Here is a 2844-nt window from a genome sequence, read left to right as displayed (position 1 = left end):
GCGTTTCACTTCCGAGTTCGGGATGGGATCGGGTGGTTCCACAGCGCTAATTTCACCAGGGAGGCTTTTGGAGAGTCGCACTCGTCCCTAGGGACAAGGCGCCAGCCTCGCATAGTTCTTGTGACGTAGCGTGCACTTGGATGCTCTTACGACGCTGTCGTAAAGCCAAGGCAACTTGAGGTTATATGGTCAAGCCGCACGGATCATTAGTATCAGTTAGCTCAATACATTGCTGTACTTACACACCTGACCTATCAACCACGTAGTCTACATGGTTCCTTCAGGGGGCTTGTGCCCCGGGAGATCTCATCTTGAGGCGCGCTTCCCGCTTAGATGCTTTCAGCGGTTATCGCTTCCGAACATAGCTACCCGGCAATGCCACTGGCGTGACAACCGGAACACCAGAGGTTCGTCCACTCCGGTCCTCTCGTACTAGGAGCAGCCCCTCTCAAATCTCCAACGCCCATGGCAGATAGGGACCGAACTGTCTCACGACGTTCTGAACCCAGCTCGCGTACCACTTTAAATGGCGAACAGCCATACCCTTGGGACCGACTACAGCCCCAGGATGTGATGAGCCGACATCGAGGTGCCAAACACCGCCGTCGATATGAACTCTTGGGCGGTATCAGCCTGTTATCCCCGGAGTACCTTTTATCCGTTGAGCGATGGCCCTTCCATACAGAACCACCGGATCACTAAGTCCTAGTTTCCTACCTGCTTGATCCGTCGATCTTGCAGTCAAGCACGCTTATGCCTTTGCACACAGTGCGCGATGTCCGACCGCGCTGAGCGTACCTTCGAGCTCCTCCGTTACTCTTTAGGAGGAGACCGCCCCAGTCAAACTACCCACCATACACGGTCCCCGACCCAGATAATGGGCCTAGGTTAGAACGTCAAGCACGACAGGGTGGTATTTCAAGGATGGCTCCGCCACAGCTAGCGCCATGGTTTCATAGCCTCCCACCTATCCTACACAGACGAACTCAACGTTCAGTGTAAAGCTATAGTAAAGGTTCACGGGGTCTTTCCGTCTTGCCACGGGAACGCTGCATCTTCACAGCGATTTCAATTTCACTGAGTCTCGGGTGGAGACAGCGCCGCTGTCGTTACGCCATTCGTGCAGGTCGGAACTTACCCGACAAGGAATTTCGCTACCTTAGGACCGTTATAGTTACGGCCGCCGTTTACTGGGGCTTCGATCAAGAGCTTCGCCTTGCGGCTGACCCCATCAATTAACCTTCCAGCACCGGGCAGGCGTCACACCCTATACGTCCACTTTCGTGTTTGCAGAGTGCTGTGTTTTTGATAAACAGTCGCAGCGGCCTGGTTACTGCGACCCTCTTCAGCTATAGCTCGCACGAGCCACCAAAAAGGGTGCACCTTCTCCCGAAGTTACGGTGCCATGTTGCCTAGTTCCTTCACCCGAGTTCTCTCAAGCGCCTGAGAATTCTCATCCTACCCACCTGTGTCGGTTTACGGTACGGTCTGCGTAAGCTGAAGCTTAGGAGCTTTTCCTGGAAGCGTGGTATCAGTGACTTCGCCTTAAAGGCTCGTCTCGGTGCTCGGTCTTAAAGGATCCCGGATTTGCCAAAGATCCAAACCTACCGCCTTTCCCCAGGACAACCAACGCCTGGTACACCTAACCTTCTCCGTCCCTCCATCGCACTTACGCGAGGTGCAGGAATATTAACCTGCTTCCCATCGACTACGACTTTCGTCCTCGCCTTAGGGGCCGACTCACCCTGCGCCGATTAACGTTGCGCAAGGAAACCTTGGGCTTTCGGCGTGCGGGTTTTTCACCCGCATTATCGTTACTCATGTCAGCATTCGCACTTCCGATACCTCCAGCAGACTTCTCAATCCACCTTCAACGGCTTACGGAACGCTCCTCTACCGCGCATAACAAAGTTATGCACCCCAAGCTTCGGTTCTGTGCTTAGCCCCGTTAAATCTTCCCCGCAGACCGACTCGACCAGTGAGCTATTACGCTTTCTTTAAAGGGTGGCTGCTTCTAAGCCAACCTCCTGGCTGTCTGTGCCTTTCCACATGGTTTTCCACTTAGCACAAAATTTGGGACCTTAGCTGTGGGTCTGGGTTGTTTCCCTTTTCACGACGGACGTTAGCACCCGCCGTGTGTCTCCCATACAGTCCGTCTCGGTATTCGGAGTTTGCAATGGTTTGGTAAGTCGCGATGACCCCCTAGCCATAACAGTGCTCTACCCCCGAGAGGATACATATGAGGCGCTACCTAAATAGCTTTCGAGGAGAACCAGCTATCTCCGGGTTCGATTAGCTTTTCACTCCTAATCACACCTCATCCCCTACCTTTGCAACGGGAGTGGGTTCGGGCCTCCAGTGCGTGTTACCGCACCTTCACCCTGGGCATGACTAGATCACCCGGTTTCGGGTCTACTGCCCGCGACTATGCGCCCTTATCAGACTCGGTTTCCCTTCGCCTCCCCTATACGGTTAAGCTTGCCACGAACAGTAAGTCGCTGACCCATTATACAAAAGGTACGCAGTCACTCCTTGCGGAGCTCCTACTGCTTGTACGCACACGGTTTCAGGTTCTATTTCACTCCCCTCTCCGGGGTTCTTTTCGCCTTTCCCTCACGGTACTGGTTCACTATCGGTCGGTCAGTAGTATTTAGCCTTGGAGGATGGTCCCCCCATGTTCAGACAGGGTTTCACGTGCCCCGCCCTACTCGTCTTCACTGAAATGGCCCTTTCAGATACAGGGCTATCACCTTCTATGGCCGCTCTTTCCAGAGCGTTTTCCTAGAACCAAATCAGCTTAAGGGCTAGTCCGCGTTCGCTCGTCGCTACTTACGGAATCTCGGT

Annotated in this window: 2 rRNA genes (1 of these 2 running past the window's edge); both read right to left on the bottom strand. The window is 53.9% G+C overall.

Features of this window, described 5'->3' with window-relative positions:
• Positions 1-60 (bottom strand): 5S ribosomal RNA (gene rrf / locus LRM18_RS20275); the annotation flags it as partial.
• Positions 61-185: 125 nt separating this feature from the next.
• Positions 186-2844, bottom strand: a 23S ribosomal RNA gene (locus LRM18_RS20270); it runs 221 nt beyond the window's last position.

Source organism: Stenotrophomonas sp. PI_27 (genome assembly GCF_027854495.1).
In the GTDB taxonomy this organism is placed as follows: domain Bacteria; phylum Pseudomonadota; class Gammaproteobacteria; order Xanthomonadales; family Xanthomonadaceae; genus Stenotrophomonas; species Stenotrophomonas pavanii.
The sequence above is the reverse complement of the archived record's forward strand: the minus strand, read 5'-3'. Positions and strand labels throughout refer to the sequence as shown.